Origin of the sequence: Bradyrhizobium genomosp. I (2014) (assembly GCF_000261685.1) — a bacterium.
Lineage (GTDB): Bacteria > Pseudomonadota > Alphaproteobacteria > Rhizobiales > Xanthobacteraceae > Bradyrhizobium.
The window spans coordinates 39,521-58,494 of the sequence record NZ_AJQE01000263.1; the positions used below are offsets into that span (position 1 = coordinate 39,521).

17 protein-coding genes and 1 pseudogene are annotated in these 18,974 nt (G+C 64.9%); 5 read left to right on the forward strand and 13 right to left on the reverse strand.

Annotated elements, in window-relative coordinates; translation table 11 throughout:
- Window positions 1–32 precede the first annotated feature (32 nt).
- The 3 genes from paaK to IC50_RS24495 all read left to right on the forward strand — a co-directional run bounded on the left by paaK (window position 33) and on the right by IC50_RS24495 (window position 3,507).
- Window positions 33–1,364, forward strand: coding sequence for a phenylacetate--CoA ligase PaaK (gene paaK, locus IC50_RS24485; protein ID WP_035710727.1), 1,332 nt, complete (start codon window positions 33–35; stop codon window positions 1,362–1,364).
- A 77-nt stretch (window positions 1,365–1,441) separates the two neighbouring features.
- Complete coding sequence (locus IC50_RS24490; RefSeq protein WP_035710729.1) at window positions 1,442–2,446, forward strand: quinone oxidoreductase family protein; 1,005 nt, start codon at window positions 1,442–1,444, stop codon at window positions 2,444–2,446.
- A gap of 2 nt (window positions 2,447–2,448) precedes the next feature.
- Window positions 2,449–3,507 (forward strand): YeeE/YedE family protein, encoded by a 1,059-nt coding sequence (locus IC50_RS24495; RefSeq protein WP_035710731.1) that lies wholly within the window; start codon window positions 2,449–2,451, stop codon window positions 3,505–3,507.
- Here IC50_RS24495 and IC50_RS24500 read toward each other — a convergent pair.
- The gene (locus IC50_RS24500) at window positions 3,486–4,400 is read right to left on the reverse strand and encodes a DMT family transporter (protein WP_035710773.1); all 915 of its coding nucleotides are present in this window, start codon (window positions 4,398–4,400) and stop codon (window positions 3,486–3,488) included. The genes IC50_RS24495 and IC50_RS24500 overlap by 22 nt on opposite strands.
- Before the next feature lie 100 nt (window positions 4,401–4,500).
- On the opposite strand from IC50_RS24500, the gene pdxR reads away from it, so the two are divergent.
- A complete protein-coding gene (gene pdxR / locus IC50_RS24505; protein ID WP_193374151.1) occupies window positions 4,501–5,931 on the forward strand; it encodes a MocR-like pyridoxine biosynthesis transcription factor PdxR in 1,431 nt (476 codons plus the stop codon).
- 1 nt (window position 5,932) lies between these two features.
- Here pdxR and IC50_RS24510 read toward each other — a convergent pair whose 3' ends face one another.
- The 8 genes from IC50_RS24510 to IC50_RS41440 all read right to left on the reverse strand — a co-directional run bounded on the left by IC50_RS24510 (window position 5,933) and on the right by IC50_RS41440 (window position 14,162).
- Window positions 5,933–7,156, reverse strand: coding sequence for a bifunctional alpha/beta hydrolase/OsmC family protein (locus tag IC50_RS24510; RefSeq protein ID WP_035710734.1), 1,224 nt, complete (start codon window positions 7,154–7,156; stop codon window positions 5,933–5,935).
- 25 nt (window positions 7,157–7,181) lie between these two features.
- Entirely contained in the window at window positions 7,182–7,838 is a 657-nt protein-coding gene (locus IC50_RS24515; protein WP_035710737.1) for a sulfite oxidase-like oxidoreductase, read from the reverse strand.
- Window positions 7,839–7,841: 3 nt separating this feature from the next.
- The gene (locus IC50_RS24520; protein WP_035710739.1) at window positions 7,842–9,164 is read right to left on the reverse strand and encodes an MFS transporter; all 1,323 of its coding nucleotides are present in this window, start codon (window positions 9,162–9,164) and stop codon (window positions 7,842–7,844) included.
- Window positions 9,165–9,196: 32 nt separating this feature from the next.
- A complete protein-coding gene (locus IC50_RS24525) occupies window positions 9,197–10,420 on the reverse strand; it encodes a cytochrome P450 (RefSeq protein ID WP_035710741.1) in 1,224 nt (407 codons plus the stop codon).
- Between the two features lie 53 nt (window positions 10,421–10,473).
- Complete coding sequence (locus IC50_RS24530; RefSeq protein WP_035710743.1) at window positions 10,474–10,683, reverse strand: ferredoxin; 210 nt, start codon at window positions 10,681–10,683, stop codon at window positions 10,474–10,476.
- A 324-nt stretch (window positions 10,684–11,007) separates the two neighbouring features.
- The gene (locus tag IC50_RS24535) at window positions 11,008–12,213 is read right to left on the reverse strand and encodes a calcium-binding protein (RefSeq protein WP_035710745.1); all 1,206 of its coding nucleotides are present in this window, start codon (window positions 12,211–12,213) and stop codon (window positions 11,008–11,010) included.
- Between the two features lie 255 nt (window positions 12,214–12,468).
- Complete coding sequence (locus tag IC50_RS24540; RefSeq protein ID WP_035710747.1) at window positions 12,469–13,671, reverse strand: calcium-binding protein; 1,203 nt, start codon at window positions 13,669–13,671, stop codon at window positions 12,469–12,471.
- A 329-nt stretch (window positions 13,672–14,000) separates the two neighbouring features.
- A complete protein-coding gene (locus IC50_RS41440) occupies window positions 14,001–14,162 on the reverse strand; it encodes a hypothetical protein (RefSeq protein WP_157461049.1) in 162 nt (53 codons plus the stop codon).
- 460 nt (window positions 14,163–14,622) lie between these two features.
- Between IC50_RS41440 and IC50_RS24545 the strand changes: the two genes are divergently transcribed.
- On the forward strand, window positions 14,623–15,270 hold the full coding sequence (locus IC50_RS24545) for a TetR/AcrR family transcriptional regulator (RefSeq protein ID WP_035710748.1): 648 nt from the start codon (window positions 14,623–14,625) through the stop codon (window positions 15,268–15,270).
- Here the strand turns inward: IC50_RS24545 and IC50_RS24550 are convergent.
- The 4 genes and pseudogenes from IC50_RS24550 to IC50_RS24565 form a co-directional block, all read right to left on the reverse strand.
- On the reverse strand, window positions 15,249–15,917 hold the full coding sequence (locus tag IC50_RS24550; protein ID WP_035710751.1) for an aspartate/glutamate racemase family protein: 669 nt from the start codon (window positions 15,915–15,917) through the stop codon (window positions 15,249–15,251). The genes IC50_RS24545 and IC50_RS24550 overlap by 22 nt on opposite strands.
- 165 nt (window positions 15,918–16,082) lie before the next feature.
- Window positions 16,083–17,096: pseudogene (locus IC50_RS24555) on the reverse strand (amino acid ABC transporter substrate-binding protein).
- A gap of 12 nt (window positions 17,097–17,108) precedes the next feature.
- Window positions 17,109–18,458, reverse strand: coding sequence for an aspartate aminotransferase family protein (locus IC50_RS24560; RefSeq protein WP_035710755.1), 1,350 nt, complete (start codon window positions 18,456–18,458; stop codon window positions 17,109–17,111).
- Between the two features lie 3 nt (window positions 18,459–18,461).
- Window positions 18,462–18,974, reverse strand: a 513-nt coding sequence (locus IC50_RS24565) for a MurR/RpiR family transcriptional regulator (RefSeq protein ID WP_035710757.1), incomplete at its 5' end; no start/stop codon positions are given.

Genomic DNA, 18,974 nt, shown 5'->3' on the forward strand with positions numbered 1-18,974 from the left:
ACAAAAGAACAAACCAATGTGGGGAAACGAGGATGGCTCTGACGAAGCTCAGGGAAGGTGCCAGGACCTATAGAGCCGAGATGGACGCGCATGAGCGCGCCTCGCGCGACGAGATCATGGCGTTGCAGAAGCAGCGGCTGGCCTGGTCGCTGAAGCACGCCTACGACAACGTCGCGCATTATCGCAACGCGTTCGACAAGGCCGGCGTGCATCCGTCCGACTTTCGCGAGCTGTCCGATCTCGCGAAATTCCCATTCACCGCGAAGACGGACCTGCGCGACAATTATCCCTTCGACATGTTCGCCGTGCCGCGCGAGAAGCTGGTGCGCGTGCATGCCTCGTCCGGCACGACGGGCAAGCCGATCGTCGTGGGCTACACCCAGCGCGATATCGATACGTGGTCGGAGGTCATGGCGCGATCGATCCGTGCCGCCGGAGGGCGCACCGGGATGATCATCCACAATGCCTACGGCTACGGGCTTTTTACTGGCGGGTTAGGGGTGCACTACGGCGCCGAGAAGCTCGGCTGCACGGTGGTTCCGATCTCCGGCGGCATGACGGAACGGCAGGTGCAGCTCATCGACGACTTCCGCCCTGACATCATCACGGTGACGCCGAGCTACATGCTCGCGATCCTCGACGAATTCAAGCGGCAGAAGCTCGATCCGCGCCAGTGCTCGCTCAAGGTCGGCATCTTCGGGGCCGAGCCCTGGACCAATGCGATGCGCGGCGAGATCGAGGAGGCCTTCGACATGGATGCGACCGACATCTACGGTCTCTCCGAGGTGATCGGCCCCGGCGTCGCGCAGGAATGCATCGAGACCAAGGACGGGCTGCACATCTGGGAGGACCATTTCTACCCCGAGGTGATCGACCCCGAGACCGGCGCGGTGCTGCCGGACGGAGAGAAGGGCGAACTGGTGTTCACCTCGCTGACGAAGGAAGCTTTTCCGGTGATCCGCTATCGCACCCGCGATCTGACGCGGTTGCTGCCGGGCACGGCGCGCCCCGGCATGCGGCGGATGGAGAAGGTGACCGGCCGCTCGGACGACATGATCATCCTGCGCGGCGTCAACCTGTTTCCGACCCAGATCGAGGAAGTGTTGCTTGCGACCGATTGGTGCGGCGGGCACTTCATCCTGGAACTGACCCGCGAAGGCCGCATGGACGAGCTGACCATCATCGCGGAGGCGCGGCCCGAAAGCTGGGACGGCCGGGGTCTGATCGATCACGCCGACCGTGTTTCGACCCACATCAAGAACACGATCGGGATCAGCTCCAGGGTGCAGGTGGTTGCGCCCGCCACGCTGGAACGTTCGCTCGGCAAGGCCAAGCGGCTCTACGACAAGCGGCCCAAGGACTGACTTGACGGACTGACTTGACGGATTGACTTGACCGGTCCAAGAGGCGACAAGGCCCGCGAGAAATCGCGGGTTTTTCGATGTCACCAGCCGGTACCAAGATCGTCGAGGCGCGTTGTGTGCGCCTTAACGCCAAAGCTGAAAATGCTGCAGCGCTTGCGCCGGTCGTCGAGCGCCGGACGCTCACGCGCGGGCCGAACGATCTGCTGATCGAGGTGAAGGCCGCCGCCGTCAATCCGTCCGACGTCAAGGCCGCGACCGGGCTGATGCCCTATGCCGTGTTCCCCCGGACCCCCGGCCGCGATTACTCCGGCGTGGTGATCGACGGACCGGCCGGAACGGTCGGCCGCGAGGTGTTCGGCTCGTCCGGCGATCTCGGCATCCGCCGCGACGGTACCCATGCGAGCCATCTCGTCGTCGAGGCTGATGCTGTCGTGGAGAAGCCCAAGACCGTATCCTGGGAGGAGGCCGCCGGCATCGGCGTGCCCTTCGTCACCGCGATGGAAGGCTTTCGCCGCGCCGGCGTGCCAAAGAGCGGCGAGACCGTGCTGGTGATGGGCGTCAACGGCAAGGTCGGTCAGGCTGCGGTGCAGATAGCGACCTGGCAGGGCGCGCGCGTCGTCGGCGTGGTGCGCAAGGCGGAAGCCTATGAAGGCCACGCCAACGCGCCCATCGAGGTGATCGACGCCTCCGCAACCGACGTTGCCGAACGCGTGCGCGAATTGACCGGCGGCAGGGGCGCCGACATCGTCTTCAACACGGTCGGCGACCCCTATTTCCAGGCCGCTCACAAGTCGCTCGCCTTGCGCGGACGTCAGGTCCTGATCGCCGCGATCGACCGCATCGTGCAGTTCAACATCCTCGAATTCTATCGCGGCCAGCACACTTATGTCGGCATCGACACGCTGGGCCTGTCGTCGTCTGCGACGGGCGCGGTGCTGCGGGACCTCGGCCCGGGTTTCGCGAGCGGCCATCTGAAGCCGTTCCCGATCAAGACGAACGCGATCTATCCTCTGGAACGAGCGAAGGAGGCATACGCTGCGGTCGCGGGCTCGTCGCGCGACCGTGTGATCCTGAAGCCGTAACGATGGAATCCTCCGCGCAACTCGTCATCCTCGCCGGCCTCGCCATCGGCCTCATCTACGGCGCCGTCGGCCTGCTTAGCGGCTTCTGCCTGATGAGCAGCATGCGCGGCTGGCTGGCGGAGGGCGACCGGCGACTGGTGCGGACTTATGCGTTGGCAATCGCGGTTGCGATTGCCGCAAGCCAGTTCCTGGCGGGCAGCGGCATGGTCGATCTCGGCAGGGCGATCTACCTGCAACAGACATTCTCGGTACCGGTGCTGTTCCTCGGTGGCCTGCTGTTCGGCTATGGCATGGTGCTGTCGAACGGCTGCGGCTCGCGGGCGCTGGTGCTGCTCGGCCGCGGCAATCTCCGCTCCTTCGTCGTCGTGATCGTGCTGGCCATCGCCGCGCAGATGACGCTGAAAGGCCTGATCGCGCCGGCGCGTATCGCGCTGGTCCAGGCCTCGCAAACGACCGTCAGCGTAAATTCGCTGCCGTCCCTGCTGGTGGTGTTCGGTCTTGCCGAATCGCTTTCGCGCGCGCTTGCCGCCGCCGCGACCGTCGTCGCGCTGATCCTGTTCGCTTTCGCGCAGCCGGCGTTCCGCCGGTCACCGGGCCAGATCGCGGCGGGTGTGATTGTCGGCCTGCTCGTCGCCGGCGGTTGGTACGTCACCGGCTATCTCGGCGCCGACGACTTCAACCCCGTCCCGGTGACCTCGCTCACCTTCATCGCGCCGATCGCGGATGCCCTGCAATATGCCATGCTCTCGACCGGACTGACACTCAACTTCGGCGTCGCGACGGTCGTCGGCGTCTTCGCCGGTAGCCTCGCGACGGCGCTCGCTACGGGCCGCTTCAAGCTTGAGGGCTATTCCTCACCACGCCATATGCTGCGCTCGGGCGCTGGTGCTGCGTTGATGGGGGTCGGCGGCGTGATGGCGTTCGGCTGCTCGATCGGGCAGGGGCTCACTGGCCTATCGACGCTCGCGCTGGGGTCGTTCGTGGCGCTCGCCGGCATCCTTCTCGGCACGACGGCAGGCCTGCGCGGAAGCCTGCGGGTTCAACCCCTCGCAGTGGCCTGACCGCGCAGCAGCCGATCGCCGAGCGTTGCAAGACCGATGCCGGTAACGATCAGCCCGGCCGCGATGGCAAGGCTCGTGTCGATCGGCTCACTCAGCAGGATTGCGGCACTGGCGATGCCGACGACTGGCGTCGCAGTGGTTCCGAGCGACGTCGTCAGCGCAGAGATGCTTTTGTTGACCATCGACATCGCCCAATAGGCCAGCGCCGTCCCGATCAGGCCCGAATACAGGAAGAGCGACGCGAGCCGCCATGACCACTCGACTTGCGGCAGCCCGTCGATGATCATCGCCAGGGTCGAAAGCACGGCCGTGGCGACGAGCACCTGCCAGAGCAGGAGTTGGAGCGGGGAGGCGATCCAGCGATGCGCGCGGATATAGATGATGTTCGCGGCCCATGAGATCGCGGCGAGGATGACCATGCCGGCGCCGAGCAGGACACCTGTATTGGTCCAGTCGATCGAGGACGGATTCAGGATGACGGCAAGCCCGATCAGTCCGAGCAGAGCGCCGGCAAGCTTGGGCGCGGTCAAGGTGTCCTGTCCGAGCATGGGCGCGGCGAGGGCGACCCAAAGCGGCGTGGTGTAGCCGAGCACGACGCCCTTGCTGGCGGGCAGGAAGCGCAGGCCCGCGGCGACGAGGATCGAGAACAGCGTCATGTGCAGCAGCGCGACACTGAGGATGACCGGCACGTCGCCTCGTTCCGGGATCACCAGATTCCTGCTCAGTCCGAGGATCACGGCGAGGCCGATCAACGCGATCCAGCTCCGGATCGCCGAGCTCCACAATGGCGGGACGAGTTGCACCAGTTGCTTCGTCACCGACCAGTTCACGCCCCAGGCCAGAACCACGATGAGAAACAGGCCGACGGCGGCGCGGGGTGAGAGCGAGTTCATCTCGGAGTCCTTGAAGCAGTCCGGTTCGCCGGATAGCATCGCCGCTGGCACCTGAGAAAGTGCCAGACTGGAGAATAAAAAGGTGCCAGTTTCGGAAGACATGATCTCGGCCCTGATCGACCTGACGCCGGCCGACGACGGCGGGCTGGCGGCGCGACTGACGAGCCGGCTCAGAGAGCTGATTGCGACCGGCAGCCTCGGCAAGGGGCGCGCGCTGCCGTCGAGCCGTCGCCTTGCCGGTGATCTTGGCGTCTCGCGCAACACGGTTTCCTATGCGTACGAGCAGCTTGCCGCCGAGGGATATGTCGAGGCGTCGCACGGCCGCCGTCCGGTGGTCACGGTCGATGGAGGCGAACGCAGTGCAGGAACGGGTGCCGCCGTGGCGCGCGGCCGCTCGGCAAAGCCGCGACTTTCGCCCTGGGCCTTGAATCTCGGGCAGACCGACTGGCCGATGTCCTATCAGGCATCACTGAAGCCGTTGCGCCCGGGGCATGGCGATTTCAGAGAGTTTCCGAACGAGGTCTGGGCGCGTTGCCTGCGCCGCAGTGCCGTGCGTGCTACGAGGCGCGAGCTCGGCCCGGTCAACCGGACGCGTCTGCGCGAGGTGCTCGCGCATTATCTGGCGACCAGCCGGGGTGTGCGGGCCACCGCAGGCCAGATCCTGATCCTGCCGAGCGCGCAGGCTGCGTTGACCTTGATTGCCGCGACCGTCCTTGCGGCCGGTGACGAGGTTTGGGTCGAGGATCCCGGTTATCCCGGTGCTGCGGCGGCCTTCCGGGCCTCCGCCGCGCGCGTGACCGGTATCAGACTGGACGAGCAGGGCATGCAACGGATGCCGGGCCTTGCGGCGCCAAAGCTGATCTTCATGACGCCCTCGCATCAGCATCCGACCGGGCGGCTGATGTCGCTGGCCCGCCGCACCGAGTTTCTCAATCTGAGCAGGTCGGGCAGGACCTGGATCGTGGAGGACGACTACGACGGCGAATTTCAATACGACAGCCGGCCGGTACCGGCCTTGCAGGGGCTCGACGCCCATGGCCGCGTGTTTTATGTCGGCACCTTTTCGAAGGTGATGACGTCGGAGATCCGGCTCGGCTATCTCGTCGCTCCGCCGGCACTGGCCAGCACTCTGGAGATTGCGCAGCGGCATATCGGGCTGATCGCCGCCAGCCACATTCAGGAAGCGCTCGCCGAATTCATTGCCGACGGGCACTTCCTCGCGCATCTGCGCCGGATGCGCCGCCTCTATCGCGCACGCCGCGATCATCTCGTCGAGGAACTGGAGCGGCAACTGGGCGGGATGCTCTCGGTCGAAGTACCTCCTGGCGGTATCCAACTCGTCGCCCGCCTCAAGCGCGGTCGCACTGATCACGCGGCGGTGAAGCGGCTGGTTGCGGCGGGGATCGAGACGCGCGCATTGTCCGGCCTGGCGCTCGGCCGGCCGCGCGATCACGGCCTGCTGCTCGGCTTTGCGGCGTGGCGCGAGAGCGAGATCAGCGCGGCCGTGCGGACGATGGCATCGTGCTTCTAGTTTAGTCCACTGCCTTCGTCACGATGCGGATCTCCGATGTCAGCGTTCGGTGCACCGGGCACTTGTCGGCGATCTCCATCAGCCTCCTGCGTTGCTCGGCATCGAGGGCTCCGTCCATCGCGATGTCGCGCTCGATCTGGTCGAGCATGCCCTCGCGTGTCTCGCACTCTTCGCAGTCCTTTGCATGGATCTTGGAATGCTTCAGGGTGACGGTCACGCGCTCGAGCGGCAGTGACTTGCGGTCGGCGTAGAGACGCATGGTCATGGAGGTGCACGCGCCGAGCCCGGCGAGCAGGAAGTCATACGGTCCGGGCCCGGCATCTGCGCCGCCGGCCGCAACGGGTTCGTCCGCCACGAGATGATGCGGCCCGACGGTGATGGTCTGGTTGAACTTGCTCTTGCGGGTCTCCTGCACCACGACCTTTCGCGGTTCCCCGGGCAGATCCATCGCTTTGGCGGGCTTTGCTGCGTCGATGTAACGGCTCGCCCAGGCCGCGATCACGTCGGTCGCGTAGAGCGCGTCGGTCGGCTTGGTCAACAGATGATCGGCGTGGTCGAGCGAGACGAAACTCTTGGGATGCTTGGCCGCAACGAAAATCCTTGTCGCGTTGTCGATGCCGACCGTGTCGTCCACCGGCGAATGCATCACCAGCAGCGCCTTGTGCAGGCCGGTGACATCCTTCATCAGTTCGTGCTCGGCGATGTCGTCGATGAATTCGCGCTTGATCCGGAACGGGCGTCCCGCGAGCGAGACTTCGACCTCGCCCTGGGTGCGGATCTTGTCGATGTGCTCCTTGAACAGACCGGTGACATGGGCGGGATCGGACGGCGCCGCGATGGTCGCGACCGCCCGGGCTTCCGGGATTTGGTCGGCTGCGGCCAGGATCGCCGCGCCGCCGAGGCTGTGCCCGATCAGGATCGATGGCGGCTTGCGGACGCTACGTAGATGATCGGCCGCGCGCACGAGATCGGCGACGTTGGAGGAAAAGGTCGAATTGGCGAATTCGCCTTCGCTGGAGCCGAGCCCGGTGAAGTCGAAGCGCAGCACCGCAATGCCGCTGGCGGCAAGCGCGACAGAGATGCGCTTGGCTGCCAGCGTATCCTTGCCGCAGGTGAAGCAATGCGCGAACAGCGCGAAGGCCACGGGCTCGCCGTCCGGCAACTCCAGCGCAGCCGCAAGCTGATGGCCGCCCTCTCCGGTGAACTGGAAGCGTTCCGTCGGCATGAGGTCCTCCCGTCCTTGTCTGAATCTAGTCGCCCGAATAGCGCTGCTCGGCCCAGGGATCGCCGCGATTATGATAGCCGCGGACTTCCCAGAAGCCGGGTGCGTCGTCGGTCACGAATTCGATGGCCTGGAGCCATTTGGCGCTCTTCCAGAAATACAGATGCGGCACGACCAGCCGCACCGGGCCGCCATGCTCCTCCGACAGCGGCTGTCCCGACCAGCTATGGGCGAGCAGAGCGTCTTCGGCGGCGAAGTCATCCAGCGCCAGGTTGGTGGTGTAGCCGTCGTAGGAGTGCAGCACGACGAAGCGTGCATCCTCGCGCGGTCGGCAGGTTGCGAGCAGCTCGCGCGTGGCGAGCCCATCCCACTCATTGTCGTAGCGCGACCAGGTCGTCACGCAGTGGATGTCGGAGGTGAACCGCGCCTGCTTCTGTGCGATGAACTCGTCGAAGGTCCAGAACACGGGAGTTTCGACCGCGCCATAGACGTCGAGCCGCCAGCGCTCGCGCGAGATCGGCGGCACGACGCCGAGATCGAGCACCGGCCAGTCCTGGGTGAGGTGCTGGCCGGGCGGAAGCCTTTGATCCGCCGGCCGCGTGATTTTCCCTGTGAGAAAGCGGCCCTCGCGCGCCCACTTTTCCTTGGTGCGCGTCAGCTTGCTGTCGGATGGCTTGTCGGTCATGGCCTACTCGTGGCGATGCATTGCGGAGGCGTGCTTGGTGTCGCGCATGGTGGAATAGATGATCAGCGACAGGCATATGATGCCGCTGAGATAGAAATAGAACCAGTCTTCGTGCCCGATGCTCTTGAAGTAGAGCGCGACCGCAGGTGCCGTGCCGCCGAAGATCGAAACCGTGATCGCATAGGGCAGGCCGACACCGAGCGCGCGCACGTTGGTCGGGAACAGCTCGGCCTTGACCACCGCGTTGATGGAAGTGTAGCCGGCGACGAACAGCCAGGCAGCGCAGATCAGGATGAACGCGACGAAGGGCGACTTGGTCTCCTTCAGCGTCATCAACAGCGGCACGGTCGCGAGTGTGCCGGCGACACCGAAGAAGATCAGCAGCGGCTTGCGTCCGATCTTGTCGGAGATCGCGCCGTAGATCGGCTGGAGGATGGTCGCGAAGATCAGCGTGCCGAAGATCACGAACGTGGTCTGGTCCTCGGTCAGGCCGACCGAGAGCCTGACGAAGGTCTGCATGTAGGTGGTGAAAGTGTAGAACGCCGCGGTGCCGCCGGCAGTGAGGCCGACCACCAGCAGCAGCTCGCGCGGATAGCGCAGCAAGTTGGTGATCGAGCCGGTCGGCTTCACCACCTTCTTGGCCTCCTCGAACGCCTCGGTCTCGTGCAGGCCGCGCCGCATCACCGCGGCAAAGATCGCCAGCGCTGCGCCGATCGCGAAGGGGATGCGCCAGCCCCAGGCTTTCAGCTCCTCCGGTGTGAGGAAGACCTTTTGCAGGAGCAGCAGCACGATGATCGCGGTGAGCTGGCCGCCGATCAGCGTCACGTACTGGAAGCTGGAATAGAAGCCGCGATGCTTGGGATCGGCGACCTCGCTGAGATAGGTGGCGCTGGCACCATATTCGCCGCCGAGGCTCAGGCCCTCGATGACGCGGGCGAGCGCCAGGATCACCGGCGCGGCGAAGCCAATCGTGGCATGGGTCGGCGTCAGCGCGATGATCAGCGAGCCGAAGCACATGAAGACGACGGACAGGGTCAGCGAGATGCGGCGGCCAAAATGGTCGGCGAGATAGCCGAAGAACCAGCCGCCGAGGGGGCGCATCAGGAAGGTCGCCGCGAACACCACGGCGGCGTTCAGTTGTTGCACGACGGGGTCGTTACCGGGGAAGAACGCCGGCGCGAAGTAGAGCGCAAACGCCGTATAGGCGTAGAAATCGTACCATTCGACGAGATTGCCGATGGAGCCGATGAAGATCGCCTTGATCCGCCGCTCGGCGTCGGCGACGTCAAAATGCTCAGAGGCCGGGTCGGTTGCTTGCACTGTCACGTCCGGCCTCTTCGTACCTCTGCTGGAGAGGCCTACATCGCCTTTCCGAGCAGAAATGGCAACTGGCGGGGGCCTCTCACCGTTCCCTGCGACCAGGTCACCGTGCCTGCCGGATCGAGGCTGAAGTCGGGAATCCGCTTCAACCATTCCTCCAGCGCAACCTGCATTTCCATGCGCGCAAGGTTGGAACCGACGCAACGGTGGATGCCGAGGCCGAAGGCGGCGTGGCGATTCTCGCGGCGGTCGATCACGACTTTGTCAGCGTCCGGAAACATCTTGGGGTCGCGGTTGGCTGCCGGGAACGACAGCAGCACCATGTTGCCCGGCTTGACCGGACAGCCGGAAACCGTGGTCTCCTTGACCACTTCGCGCGCCATCGTCACCGGCGAATAGGCGCGCAGCAGCTCCTCCACCGCGGTCGGGATCAGCTCTGGCTCGGCGATCAGCCGCTCGCGGTCGGCGGGCGTCTTCGCGAGATGCCAGAGCGAGGAGCCGATCGCGCTCCAGGTGGTGTCGATGCCGGCGATCAGCAGCAGGCGCAGCGAGCCCAGCACATGGGTGTCCTCGAGCGGATTACCGTTCTTGTCCCTCGCGTTCATCAGGTAGGAAATCAGGTCGTCGGTGGGCTTGTTCTTGCGCGCCTCGATGTGACCGCCGAAATAGGCGGTCATCTCCTGCACGGCCTGGAGCAGCTTGCTCTCGTCCCTGATGCCGAGCTCGAGGATCATGTGAATCCAGTTGATGAAAAGGTCGCTGTCGCTCTCGGGAATGCCGAGCATGTGCGCGATCGCCCGCACCGGAATGTGCTTGGTGTAGCGCGCCGCAGCGTCCACCCTCTGCTCGGCGATGAAGTCGTCGATCAGCTCGTTGCAGATGGCGCGGACCCGCGGCTCGAGCTTCTTCATCGCGTCCGGCGTGAAGGGCGGCAGCAGCAATTGCTTGGCCGGCTTGTGCTCGGGCGGATCGGAGGTGATCGGCGGGGCCGCGTTCCTGCTGGTGATTTCCGGCCGTACGTCACGGACGATGATGCGGCGCGAAGAGAAGTGCTCGGTGTCGTTGGCAATCTCGCGCACGGCTTCATAGGTCGTCGGCAGGTAGCAGCCGAGGAAGCGTTCCGTGTGCACCACGGGACTCGCGGCGCGCAGTTCGTCCCAGATCGGGAAGGGGTCCTCGGTCCATTGCGGATCGGTGTGGTCGAAGTCATGGACCCAGTCGGTCACGGGCGGATGGGCGGCGGGCTGGTTGACGTCGGACATGGCAGGGAATTCCTTGGCTCGTGTTCGCTGAAAGCACGCGGGGCGCGGCCGCGCTACTCCTCGATCACATCGATCGCGATTTCCGGGCAATTGGATTTCGCAAGCCAGGCCTTGTCCTCGAGCCCCGGTGGGACGGTGCCGTCGCCGACCTCGTGCGCATTGCCGTATTCGTCGAGCTCGAACAGCTCCGGCGCGAGTGCCTTGCAGCGGGCATGGCCCTGGCATTTGTCGGGATCGACATGAACCTTCAGTCGTTCTGCCATTGCAGCTTCCTTGGTCGTGTGCGCGCAGGGCCCGTAGGGCGGCGCGGTTCCTCATTGAGTTCTATTTAAGTTATATCCTATTACATTCGCGACGGGCTTTCCCTGTCAAGCGTAAACTTATGGTGGACAGTCCAGCGATTGCTGCGAAACCGGAGTTTCCAGGCCGTACTGGCCGCACGCACGCGAAGCTGAACAATGAGCGGCCCGCAGCTGTTGTCAGCGTACGAGTGGCGTGCTGAAGGGGATCTGCTGGGCGGGGAAGGTATAACCCGCGTCTCGCCCCGTTGCAGGCGGGGCGAGACCGTTGCTCCCGGAGCAACTCGCTCAGATGAGGAAGTCGGTCGGGTGCAGGCTCGCCGCGTGGACGCCGTCGAGCGTGATGGAGTCGCTCGCCGACAGTTGAATCACGGCGTCGCCGGCGGCATTGTCGCTGATCAGGCTCGACAGCGCTGTCCAGTCCGCAAATCCGTAGTCGTGCACATTGATCAGATCGTGCTCCGTCACGGTGCTGCCTACCGCCTTGTTACCCTGATCGAAGTCGGTGATGAGGTCATTACCGGAGCCGGTGTTGAAGACGAAGATATCGCTGTTCCCCCCGCCCGCGAGCTGGTCATCGCCGCCGCCGCCATTGAGCACGTCCCTGCCGCCGGCGATCGAGCCAGGCGTTGCGGGGGCGTAGTTCGCGGCATCTCCATAGAGGTGATCGTTGGTTCCCCCACCAGTAAGAATATCGTTACCCCCTCGGGAATTGCCGGACATGGTCCTCGCATCGCCGAAGAGCTCCGGGTGCGAAAACTGGACGGTGTCGATGCCATCGAACGCGAGTGTGAGAATGTCATCTCCCCCTTGGGCATTGTCGGTCAGCGAGGTCACCGAATCTCCGTAGCCGAATCCGCCGGTCATGACGACTTCAGTGCCGAAGGTGAAGGTGATGTTGTCGTTGCCGCCATGCGCATCGCCGCCGATGGAGCCGATGGCATCGCCACTGGCTGTTGCAAAGCCCTGCAGGGTGTCCACGTCGATGTCGAGCGTGTCATTGCCGCCCTGCGCCGTGCCGCTCATGGAACCGCCGGCATCGCCGGCGTACACATGGTCGTAGCTTCGCCAGCCGACCGAGCCCGTGATGGTGTCATTGCCGCCGTGCGAATTGCCCGACATGTCGCCGACCACATCGCCGAAAACATGAACGTCGGTGTACAGCCCGCTGGCCTGGACATTGAGCGTATCGTTGCCGCCCTTGGCGTCGTCGGTCATCGCCTGGGCATCGCCGACCACGAGGAAGGCGTTCCAGCCGAAGTTCAAATTGACGATCAGGGTGTCGTTGCCGCCGTGGGACTGGCCATGCAACGTCGTGTTGTCCTCGCCGAAGATAGTGACCTCTGCTTCTGGCTGGGTGATGGTTGCCGTCACGGTGTCGTTGCCGCCCCAGGCGTCCGCGGTGGTCGGGAAGGTCGGATCCCCATAGATGGTTTCGATTTGACCAAACTGGTCGAGCAGGACGTCGATGGTGTCGTTCGGCAGATGCTGCATGGCGTAACTCCCATTTCATTGTCGGAAGCGGGGCCTCACGCCTGCGGACTTTTCTTTGCAAGACGCGTTGTTGACCACGCTTCACCGGGAGCAGTCTACCTTTGGTAGATGGCGGAGATTTGCAGGAATTCGGGAGAGAGTTTGATTGCGGTGAAGATTGGCAGCGCCCGCGACGGGAACTCGTCTTCGTGCTGTTGCAATCCGATGTCGCCCCGTGTGCCACGGGGCGACATCGCCGCCTTTGATTCAATTTCCTCAGATGATGAAGTCGGTTGGATGCAGGTTCGCCGCGTGAATCCCGTCCAGCGTGATCGAATCGTTGGCGGAGAGATGGACCACGGCATCGCCGGCGGTGTTGTCGCTGATCAGTTTCGACAATGCCGTCCAGTCTGCGAAGCCGTAGCCCTGCACGTCGATCAAATCATGTTCTGCCGCGGTGCTGCCGACGGCTTTGTTACCCTGATCGAAGTCGTTGATCGTGTCATTGCCGGAACCGGTGTTGAAGACGAAGAAGTCGCTGTTTCCCCCGCCCCACATCTGGTCGTCGCCGGCTCCTCCGTTCAGCGTATCGACGCCGCCGGTGATCGAGCCGGGCGATGCGGGCTCATAGGTCGCCGCATCGCCATACATGAAATCCCGGCCCGCGCTGCCGTTGAGGATATCGTTGCCGCCATGCGAATGGCCCGTCATGGTCGGCGCATCGCCGTACATCTGCGGAACGGCATCCGTGCCTTGGCCGTCGAGCCTGGCGGTGAGCACATCGTCGCCGCCCTGGGTGAGATCCATCAGCGATGTCGACGAATCCCCCGAGAGGGTTCCGCCCGAGATGGCGCTGTCGCCGTTCAAGGTCAAGGTCAAATTGTCGTTGCCGCCGTGCGCAAGACCTCTCAGGGAACCGATCGCGTCGCCGCTGACCGTCGCCCCGCCGTCCGACGTGAGCACGCTGACATCGAGTGTGTCGTTGCCGCCGCGCGAGGTGTCCATCATGGAACCGCCGGCATCGCCGGCGAACAGGTTGGCGCCGCCGCGCCACGCGATGGAGCCGGTGATGTCGTCATGGCCGCCCTGCGCATTGCCCGACATGTCGCCCACGACATCGCCGAAGGCCGAGACGGTCGTGTAGACTGTGCCATAGGCATCGGCGACGATGGTGTCATTGCCGCCCTTGGCGTCGTCGATCATCGATTGGGTGTCGCCGACCACGAGGGCGGTGTTCCAGCCGCCGCCGACGTCGGCGATGAGTGTGTCGTTTCCACCTTGCGAATGACCAAGCAGCACCGTGTGGTCGTCGCCGAAGATCGTGAGTCTCGTATTGAGCTCGGTGACTGTGGCCGTCACGGTGTCGTTGCCGCCCCAGACGTCCTTGGCCGCGGGGAAGCCGGGGTCTCCCTCCACGGTCGCGATTTGACCAAACTGGTCGAGGGTGACGTCGAAGGTATCGTTCGGTAGATGCTGCATCGCGTAACTCCCATTTCATTGTCGGAAGCGGGCCTGACGCCTGCAGAATTTTCTTGCAAGACGCGTTGTTGACCACGCTTCAACGGGAGAGTCTACCTTTGGTAGATGGCAGAGATTTGCAGGAATTCGGGAGAGAGTTGGATACGATGCACCATATCGTCGGGACGGATACGCTGCGACGACCTGCGGCACGTTTCCTACAACTGCCGTTTCGCTGCGCCGCGCGCCCATCGCCGAGGTTCCACCCTTGGGCTTTGAACGATTGACGCTCTGGTCCAATGCGGTCCTGCGCGAACGGCATCGCGGGACGCGTGATCACATGCGGGGCGCTATGGCTTCTTGTGGCTTCGTGCGTACGCTGCCAGTGCCTTCCGCGCCTCCTGTTCGATGATTCTCACCGCGGCGTCGACCGCCCGCTCGTGGCCATCGTCGAGAGATTTGTCCCTCATCCAAACATACAGGTAGACCGCCAAAGCATCCTGCAGTGTCATGGCAAGCACCTCTTCCGGACGGCGTCGTGCAGGTCGTTCGGAATGATCCTGCTTTATCCACACCGACGCAATTGGCGTGACTCTTTAAGTCGAGGTTAAGCTTGATAGCGGCAATGCAATTCAAATCTGTTGAACCCGCACGGCGGCCCGACGAAGCCCGGCTGCTGGATATCGAAGAGCGCTGCGCTCGGGGCATGCCGGAAGCACGGCGCTACGGCCGGCTCGAAGCATCGCCGCCGGATCGAGCTTATCCGGACGCGCGGAGCCCGCCCCGACTTGATGAGATTCTGAATCGCCGAACCTGTTCCTGGTGCGACATACGCAAAGACGCGCTCATTGGTTTTGCAGCCAATGGCCGGCAATTTTCGCAGGCTGCTTTGACAGGGGAGGCAAGTGCCCGTTTCTTCCCGCGTCAGGTTCTCGACAACTGCCGGACGTTCCATATAGGCTTCGCTTCAACATGCGCTCACGACCGGCCCGCAAGCCCGAGAAGACCTACCACCATGGCGATCTCCGTGGTGCGTTGATCAAGGCCGCACTGCACGAGGCGGAGCAGGGCGGCGCCGAGGCGGTCAGCATCAAGGCGCTTGCCAAGCAACTCGGCGTCTCGCAGCCGGCGCCATACCGGCATTTTGCCGACCGCGAGGCGCTGCTCGCGGCAGTGACGGCGGAGGCATTCCGGCAACTCTCGGCGCTTCTGCGCGAGGCGATGGCAAAGCCCTCGAAGCAGTCGAAACTCTCGCGACTGGCGCAGGCCACGCTCGATTTCGGCCTGCGGCGCAACGGCATCTATCGCCTGATGTTCGCTTCGCGCACGGTGTCCTGCGCGGCCAAGGGCAGCGAGCTGCACGAGGCGACGCGGGAGACCTTTGCGCTCGTGATCGAGGCTTTGGAAGCGCCCGCTGTCGGCTACTTGCGCGAACGGCAGGCGCTCAAGATCTGGGCGGCGCTGCACGGCGTCGTGATGCTGGCCGAGCAGGGCCTGTTCACCGGTGAGGCGGCGCACGCCACGCGCGAGGAACTGGTCGAGGATTTCGTCAACGAGACGAAGGCTGCGCTCGCGGTTGCGATCAAGGATGCGCGGCGTCAGAAAAGGGCCGGCGCTTGAGCCTTCACCTTCAGCAGCCGCATCAGCTTGTCGGCAGCGCTGTCCGGCGTCGTCACGACGGGACGGCCGGTGGCCTCTGCAACCAGCGGCGCAGTCGCGGCGATGCTGAACTGCGCGAGCGCAATGACGTCGCAATCGCGCAGGTCCTTCGACGCTTCGACGATCATCCGGTCATGTGCGGCGCGGTCGCCGCGATCGAGCGCGGCCAGCGCGCCCTCGGCGAGTTTCGGCACGACCTGGACCGAGGCCGGAAACTCGGGCGGCATCGACGCCAGCGTCGGCGGAAAGGTCGAGAGCAGGCCGATGCGCTGCCCCATGGTCACCGCCCTCTCGATCATGGCCTCGTTCGGCTTCAGCACCGGCATCGGCGCATGTGCGCGCGCGACCGCCTCGATGCAGGGGCCGAAGGCCGAACAAGTGAACAGGATTGCATCCGCTCCCGTCGCCGCTGCGTAATCGCCCAGCGCGAGGAAGCGCTCGGTCATGGCATCGGTGAGCGCGCCGTCGCGCGCCAGGTCTGCCGACAGGCTGTCGTCGAGCAGATTCATCAGCCGGGCCTCGGGCCAAGCCTTCGCGAATGCCGCCTCGATCGGCGCGATGGAATGCTTGAGGGCGTGGATGAGGGTGATGCGAGCGGGCTTCGTCATTGAAGGTGACTACCTGAAGGTCTCGTGCCCCGGACGCAGCGCAATGTGAAGCATTGCGCTGCAGAGCCGGGGCCCATTCTTTGGCATCAGAAGCCGTGGCCTCCTGGATCCCGGCTCTGCGCAGCAGCGTTGCACGCTGCAGCGCGTCCGGGACACAGGAGACATTCACTTGAACGGCAGCGCGTACATCAAGCCGCCCTTGCTCCAGAGGCCGTTGAGGCCGCGATCGAGCTTGAGCGGGCTCGCCTTGCCGACATTGCGCTCGTAGATCTCGCCGTAATTGCCGGTGGCCTTGATCGCGGTCACCAGCCATTTGTTGTCGAGCCCGAGCCGCGAGCCGAGATCGCCGGAGGCACCCAGCAGGCGCTGGATCGCGGGCGTCTGCGACTTCGTCATCTCCTCGACATTGGCCTGCGTCACGCCGAGCTCCTCGGCCTCAATCAGGCCATAGTGCAGCTAGGTGATGATGTCGCTCCAGACCTCGTCGCCATTGCGGGTGAAGGGCCCGAGCGGCTCCTTGCTGATCGTCTGCGGCAGCACCACGTAGTCGGCGGGGTTCGGCGCCGCGGTCGTCACCGCGCCGGCGAGTGCGGAAGCGTCCTGGGTCATGGCGTCGCAGCGGCCGCCGAAGAAGGTCTGGTACATGGTGTCGACGCGGTCGAACACCAGCGGCTTCCAGTCGATGCCGTTGGCGCGGCCGTAATCACCGAGCGTGACCTCATGCGTGGTGCCTTGAGCCACGCAGACGGTGGCGCCCTTGAGGTCCTTGAGCTCCTTGACACCGAGGTCCTTCTTCACGACGAAGCCCTGGCCGTCGTAGAAGTTGATCGGACCCTGCCGCAGGCCCAGTGTGACGCCGCGCAGGTACGTTTGCGTCGAGTTGCGGTAGAGCACGTCGATCTCGCCCGACTGCAGCGCAGTGAAGCGGTTCTGCGCCGTCAGCGAGACGTAGCGCACCTTGTTGGGGTCGCCGAGCACGCCGGCAGCGAGCGCACGGCAATCGTCGACGTCGAGACCTTTGTAATTGCCTTGCGAGTCAGGCGCCGAGAAGCCGGCAAAGCCTGCGCTGACGCCGCACACCAGCGTGCCACGGCTCTTCACCGTGTCGAGCGTTGCCGCCGACGCGACGACGGTCGATGCCGCGAGCACGCCCGCCGCGATAACCACTTTCCTCATCATGTGACTCTCCCCTCAGTGATTGACACTACGCAACACGTTGTCGACGGCCGTACCGAGCCTGTCGACGATCAGGTCGATCTCGGCAGCCGAGGTGATGTAAGGCGGCGCCAGCAGCACGTGGTCGCCGCGAACCCCGTCGACGGTGCCGCCACCCGGATAGCAACCGAGCCCGTTCGCAAAGGCCTCGGCCTTGATCTTCTGGTGCAGCTTGAGTGCAGGATCGAACGAGGCACGCGTCGCTCGGTCGGCGACGAGCTCGATCGCCCAGAACAGGCCGCGGCCCCTGATATCGCCAACATGGCGATGATTGCCGAAGCGCTCGGTCAGACGTTGCTCGAGCTGCTTGCCGCGCTCCCTGACTTGATTCAGCAGGCCGTCTTCCCGGATCACGTCCTGCACCGCGAGCGCGGCCGCGCAGGCGAGGGGATGTGCGAGATAGGTGTGGCCGTGCTGGAAAGCGCCCGAGCCCGAGCGGATGGTGTCGATGATCCTGCCGCCTGCGAGCATCGCACCAATCGGCTGGTAGCCGCCGCCGAGCCCCTTCGCGATCGCCTGGATATCCGGCGCGACGCCCTCCTGCTCCCAGGCATGCGTCGTGCCGGTGCGGCCCATGCCGCACATGACCTCGTCGAGAATGAGCAGCGCACCGTGGCGGTCGCAGATCTCGCGCATGGCCTTGAAGTAGCCCTCGGGTGCGGTCACGGCGCCAGCCGTAGCGCCGACGACAGGCTCCGCGAGGAACGCCGCGACGGTGTCAGGGCCAAGCCGCCGGAACTCGGCTTCGAGCTCGGCAGCGAGGCGCGCGACGAACTGCGCATCCGACTCGCCCTCGCGCTTCTCGTGATAGGCGAAGGCTGGCGTGACGTGGCTGAACGCCGTGGAAAGCAGCGGCGCATAGGGCGCGCGCCGCCAGGCATTGCCGCCGGCCGCGAGCGCGCCGAGCGTGTTGCCGTGATAGCTCTGCCGCCGCGCGATGAAATGCTGCCGCTGCGGCTCGCCGCGCTCGATGAAATATTGCCGCGCCAGCTTGATGCTGGCTTCGATCGCCTCAGACCCGCCGCTGACGAAATAGGCGTAGGCGAGACCACCGGGCTCGTGTCCGACCAGCGTCTCGGCAAGCGCTTCTGCCGGCTCGGAGGAGAAGAAGGCAGTATGCGCATAGGCAAGGGTGGAGGCCTGCCTTGCGATCGCCGCGATCACGCGCGGGTGCTGGTGGCCGAGGCAGGAGACCGCCGCGCCGCCGGAGGCATCGATGATCCGCCGGCCATCCTCGGCGAAGAGATAGACGCCTTCGCCGCCGATCGCCTTGGGCGGCGTTTCGCGCAGCGAACGATGCAGCACGCGGCTGGTGCGACGGCTCATGGATCAACCTTTCTCCGAGACGTAGGTGGAGACCGCTGCAAGCCGCGCCTCGGTATTCTGCAGACGTTTCTTTGCGGCGACACCGCCGAGCGAGAACGTGACCGCCGCGAGCGATTGTGCGATCGCGATCGCCCCGGTGAGGCTCGGAAAGAAGCCGGGAGAGGAGGCCGCCTCGAACAGCAGCACGTGGTCGGCGCCCTCGGCCATCGGTGCCGAGACGCTATCGGCGATCGCGATCAGCGTCGCCCCGGCGCGATGGGCGGCCTGCGCGACGCGGACGCTGGCATGCGTATAAGGCAGGAAGCCGATGACGATGACGGCTTCGCCGGGCCGGAATGCACCGAGGTCGAGGTCGTCGGGCCCGGACGTGCCGACGAGCTGCACCTGTTCGGGCCGGAACAGGCGCAACTCGTAATTCAGCAATTCCGCGACGCTGCGGCAGCTTCGATAGCCGGCGATCCAGATCCGCCTGGCATCGTGCAGCGCGCGAGCCGCTTCCGCGATCGGCTGGGGCGG